This window comes from Pedobacter sp. 01T416_2, from assembly GCF_056398925.1.
The window spans coordinates 1-4,407 of sequence record NZ_JBFTQI010000507.1; the positions used below are offsets into that span (position 1 = coordinate 1).

The 4,407-nt window shown below is 41.1% G+C and carries 7 protein-coding genes; 1 reads left to right on the forward strand and 6 read right to left on the reverse strand.

Features of this window, described 5'->3' with window-relative positions:
* On the reverse strand, positions 1-238 hold a 238-nt coding region (locus tag AC1DPQ_RS19090), incomplete at its 3' end, for a universal stress protein (protein ID WP_477610548.1).
* A 160-nt stretch (positions 239-398) separates the two neighbouring features.
* On the opposite strand from AC1DPQ_RS19090, the gene AC1DPQ_RS19095 reads away from it, so the two are divergent.
* Positions 399-764, forward strand: a complete 366-nt coding sequence (locus AC1DPQ_RS19095) for a helix-turn-helix domain-containing protein (protein ID WP_477610549.1) — start codon at positions 399-401, stop codon at positions 762-764.
* 6 nt (positions 765-770) lie between these two features.
* On the opposite strand, the gene AC1DPQ_RS19100 is transcribed toward AC1DPQ_RS19095, so the two are convergent.
* From AC1DPQ_RS19100 to AC1DPQ_RS19120, 5 genes are read right to left on the reverse strand one after another with little or no spacing between them, the layout of a single operon-like run.
* Positions 771-1,982 carry a DUF3570 domain-containing protein gene (locus tag AC1DPQ_RS19100; RefSeq protein ID WP_477610550.1) on the reverse strand — a complete coding sequence of 404 codons (1,212 nt, stop codon included), beginning with the start codon at positions 1,980-1,982 and terminating at the stop codon, positions 771-773.
* A 15-nt stretch (positions 1,983-1,997) separates the two neighbouring features.
* Positions 1,998-2,228 carry a DUF4266 domain-containing protein gene (locus AC1DPQ_RS19105; protein ID WP_477610551.1) on the reverse strand — a complete coding sequence of 77 codons (231 nt, stop codon included), beginning with the start codon at positions 2,226-2,228 and terminating at the stop codon, positions 1,998-2,000.
* Positions 2,229-2,230: 2 nt separating this feature from the next.
* Positions 2,231-3,163, reverse strand: a complete 933-nt coding sequence (locus AC1DPQ_RS19110; RefSeq protein ID WP_477610552.1) for an FAD:protein FMN transferase — start codon at positions 3,161-3,163, stop codon at positions 2,231-2,233.
* Between the two features lie 6 nt (positions 3,164-3,169).
* On the reverse strand, positions 3,170-3,598 hold the full coding sequence (locus AC1DPQ_RS19115) for a thioredoxin family protein (protein WP_477585566.1): 429 nt from the start codon (positions 3,596-3,598) through the stop codon (positions 3,170-3,172).
* A 2-nt stretch (positions 3,599-3,600) separates the two neighbouring features.
* Positions 3,601-4,026: a QcrA and Rieske domain-containing protein gene (locus AC1DPQ_RS19120; RefSeq protein WP_477585564.1), complete on the reverse strand. Its 426-nt coding sequence runs from the start codon at positions 4,024-4,026 to the stop codon at positions 3,601-3,603.
* Positions 4,027-4,407 lie beyond the last annotated feature (381 nt).

Consider the following 4,407-nt stretch of genomic DNA (forward strand, 5'->3'; position numbering starts at 1 on the left):
GCTTATATTCTTCAAGCGGCCATACCAGAGATGCCGCAGCAGGAGAAAACTCCGGAACCTGAAAAACATTTAACAGTTCTACTCTGGCACCAATACCATGGGCCAGATCAGTTGCATAATCGGCTGCGTTCTCTGCAGTTGCAGAGAAATCAACAGGTACCAGGATTTTTTTCATAATGGGTCTTTTTTGATAGATATAAAGTTTGTAAAAAGCCCGTGTTAAAAATATGAGCCGCATCAGTTATTAAAATGATTCTTCCGATGTTAGCATTTAAGTGCCCGATCATTATGATGATATGCTAAAGAAATATTTAGACTAATTATCATTACCACAAAAAATGATTAAATCAGCCTGCTTTCCGTAATTTCAATGTTTCAAAATTATCCCATAATATAAGATGAGTGTCCATATAGGCTTAATGATCTGGAAGGAAATGAAGCAGAAAGATATCTCTGTTTCAGACATTGCCGCCGCCCTTGAGATCAGCAAAACAAAAACGCAGGAGATGCTGAATACCGCAACTATCGATATCCTTACTTTGGTCCGCGTGAGTGAAATCCTGAACTATAATTTTTTCAGCTATTACGAAAGTGGAAAGGTTTTCTCGAAGATGGAGTTACAGGAGAAACAAAAACTTACTGCAGAAGTAGACCGGTTGAAGGCTTTGCTCACTGAAAAGAACAAAGCCCTCGAACTTCAGGAAAGGTTAAATAAGATTCAGCTCAGTACGATTTCACTGTTGGAAAAAGGCCAGTTTAGATAAACTGGCTTACTTAAACTTTAGGTTTAACGATACGATATTGGAAACCAGGCTTGTTGACCGGGAATAATGACCATATCGCAATTCAAGCATATTCAAGCGCTGCCAACCGAAAACGCCTTTAGGTGGAGCAAACCTGATACCTGCACCATAAAAATCACTCGTCAGCGTGGATAGGTCATAATCACTGGTAAAGTATTGATCCGACTGCGAATGCTGGCCATAAGGTGCAAAGTATTTGGCCCCTACCTGGTTGTTGTAACGATAGAAAGGACTTATAGAAAAGAACGAATTGATCTTAACAGGAATTTCAAGTTCGGCCGTATGAGCCCTTATGCCCCAGTTATCCATATAATATCGGTAAAATGTGCGGATCACAAAACGGTCATCCAAAAAGTAGTTCATCCGCAATCCTATAGGTAACTTATAACGCTTTTCGGGCAGGGTTTCAGCACGCATCGAACCATCTGTAAAATAATCACGTTGATACTTGGTAGCCAGCAATCCTTTTTGATAAGATGGCTCTAAAATCAGGGAAGCCTGAAATTTTTGATTGATGACCTGCGATAGTGAGAAGGATGCACTGAAAGAATTTCTTGGTGCAGTATCATATTGCTCACCGCCTCTTCCGGTATTTTCCGTTCGCAGTTCTATCGGTAAGATCACCGTCCATTGATCTAGAAAGGCCTGGAGTTTAAAGTCAAACTGGGTATTTTTGTCTTTTGATAAACGGGTTAAATTAAAAGCAGCTCCCATTGACTGGTAATCGAACTCTGTTGAATATGATCCTGTAAATCCAAATGAATTTCCGGTCTCTTCATTGGAGTGCGTCCAGTTTAGTGATGGATAAATGCGGGTATCAGCAGAAGAAGCTGAAGAAATGGTACTAGGATCGATCTTATCAGAAGAGGCCGAAGTATAATGATCTACACCAAGTTCGAAAAGAAAAGTATTTTTTTTACCTCTTTTATTGAACTTGGACATTTGAAGATCTATGGTATTGGCAAAATCACTCAGTTTCTCGGTGCCAATACCACCTGTAACTGCAGAATTATTACCATTCTGATGATAATAGGCTGAAACCAGGTTGATCTCATCGACTTTTAACTTCCGTGACTGATATTTACTGCTATCTGCTTTTGCAGGCTCGGGCCTGGTTTGTGCATAGGTGCTCAAGATACCGAAGTACATGAAAAGCACATGAAGATATATTTTTCTCATTTTCTGATCGCCATGTTAATTACAGCCACAGCCACCACCGCTTTTGCCTCCGTTGGCACCCGAGGCACCCTCGCGGTAGAGCTGAAAACTTTGTTCAAATTTTTGGGCTTTGCGGGCCGAAAGAATCATGTCTGCATCATTAAGTTTACTTTTTTGATAAGGCTTTACGCTGCTACAGGCACTAAGCAGGCTGCCCAGCGATACTGCGGTAACCATTGAAAGGAAAAATGTTCTGGAACTTTTCATATTTATATCACATTAATATTGTTTGAGGTATATACCCGATCATTATCATCGATTACGATACAGGCCACTTGTTTAATCTGGTTAATCAGCTCGAGCCCTACTTTTACGCCCATTACCACAACTGGGGTAGCCAGGGCATCTGCTAGCTCAGCACTGGGACAAATAATACTCACGCTCTTCACCCCACTTACCGGAAGCCCCGTTTTGGGGTCAATTGTATGCGAGTAGCGCTTCCCACCTATAGTAACATATTTTTCATAACTGCCAGAAGTGGCAATCGCCATGTTACTGATTTTCAGCGAAGAAAATGGCCTATTGGTCTGTTCCGGATCGGCGATACCTACTGTCCACGAATGGCCATTAAGCTGTGTACCCCAGGTAACCAGATCACCTGCAGCATTTACAATTCCACTGTTTATCCCCATTTGCTGTAGGATGAGTTTAGCTTTATCGGCTGCATAGCCTTTGCCAATTCCACCAAAGCCAATTCGCATACCTTTATTTCTGAGCAGCACAGTTGCATTCTTTTTGTCAAGAATGACGTTTCGGTAATCTATTAACCCAACAGATGCCAATGCCGTCTGTTCATCAGGCAAACTGCTCATGTTTTGATCGAAATTCCAAAGCCGTTTATCTATCGACCCATAGGTAATATCGAAAGCACCGTCGGTAATTTCCGATATCCTGATCGACCGTTCAATAAGCGCTATCACTTCATTGTCGACTTTTACAGGCTGTAAACCTGCATTTTCATTGATCAAACTGGTCTGGCTAAGATCGCTGAAAGTTGTTAAAAGATATTCTATTCGCCTCACCTCTGCTACTGCGGCATCTATCGCCCGATTACCTGCCTGCTCGTTTTCAGCGATCACAGTAAACTCAAAACGGTTTCCCATGAGCTTGAGTATCCGGTTTACAGAAACTGACTTAGCCATCCTGAATTATTTTTTTAGTTTATAGATTTCAGAAACGAAAGCCTGTGCGCTCTCGTCCGGGAATCCATCCCAGCTTTTGAGTACTTTCCCATTTTCATCTACCAGAACCGTGAAAGGAAACTTGCCGTCCCTGTTATATATTTCTGCTAATGATTCGTTGAGTTTGATCTGTTCTTTTGGAAGCTGGTTTTTCTTCTGTCGTGGAAAATCGGCCCTAACCAATAAAAGATTGGCAGCGGCGTATTGTTCAAAGCTTTCGGATTCTAAAATCTCTTTGCGCAGGCGGATACATGGGCCGCACCAATCAGAGCCAGAAAAATTGATCAGGATCTGTTTGTGCGTAGCTTTAGCTTGTTTCTGCGCTTCTGAAAAATTCCCTATCCACAATGTTGGAACGGCAAACAGCCCAAAAAGGGCAACAAAAAGTAATTTCATAACTAAGAATAAATTTTTAAGGTAGTCCCCGTAAGTTGGGTATTATAAACAGTTAATGAGCGGGAGGCGGGTCCATTGGTCACAGCTCCATTTTCGGAAAAGGTTGCTCCATGGTTGGGGCAATAAAAGCGGCTGTTTGATGATTGATAAGTCAAAGTATAGCTTTCGTGCGTACATGAACGCTGAACAGCAATATATGTCCCAGTTTTGGTCTTTGCGACGATGACGCCGTTTGACACCAAAGATCCACCATTGCTTAGCAGTGCTGCATTAGCGGCCAGGCTTAAATCCAATGTAAAATTCACCCCTGTAGGGCCTGTAGTATCTGAAGAGCTGCTGCCTTCAGTTTTCTTACAACCGATACAGTTAATCAGGGCAAAGGCCGCAGTACTCATCCCAATGCTATTAAGAAAATCTTTTCTATCCATGTCCTTTTATAGTGAATATGCAATATCTTAAAATACTTAGCCAATGTCTCGACAGATAACTGTTTGATAGCGAAGAGCAAAGGCAAAAAAATATTTGTAAAATTCTATCTATAAAAAGTTATTAGCTTTCCTAATCCTTATAAATCTTATACTCATGTAGAGCATCTGAGTGAAGACCTCAATCCTTTGTAACAAAACTATGGACGAAATCTGAAGACATTCTGAAGTTTAACCGAAGATTATGTTAATTTTTGTTAATAAAAACAGTTAGTTAGAATCACATTACGATAGTAGGATTTAAGCAAACTGAATTACCCTGCCCGTTCCATTTTTAAAAAGAAAGCCACAACCAGTTGATCTTTAGCCCGGATGAGCCTGCCT

What these genes read in the sequence shown, in the direction of transcription:
- AC1DPQ_RS19095 (WP_477610549.1), top strand. Translation starts at nt 399, where the DNA reads ATGAGTGTCCATATAGGCTTAATGATCTGGAAGGAAATGAAGCAGAAA.
- AC1DPQ_RS19100 (WP_477610550.1), bottom strand. Translation starts at nt 1,982, where the DNA reads ATGAGAAAAATATATCTTCATGTGCTTTTCATGTACTTCGGTATCTTG.
- AC1DPQ_RS19105 (WP_477610551.1), bottom strand. Translation starts at nt 2,228, where the DNA reads ATGAAAAGTTCCAGAACATTTTTCCTTTCAATGGTTACCGCAGTATCG.
- AC1DPQ_RS19110 (WP_477610552.1), bottom strand. Translation starts at nt 3,163, where the DNA reads ATGGCTAAGTCAGTTTCTGTAAACCGGATACTCAAGCTCATGGGAAAC.
- AC1DPQ_RS19115 (WP_477585566.1), bottom strand. Translation starts at nt 3,598, where the DNA reads ATGAAATTACTTTTTGTTGCCCTTTTTGGGCTGTTTGCCGTTCCAACA.
- AC1DPQ_RS19120 (WP_477585564.1), bottom strand. Translation starts at nt 4,026, where the DNA reads ATGGATAGAAAAGATTTTCTTAATAGCATTGGGATGAGTACTGCGGCC.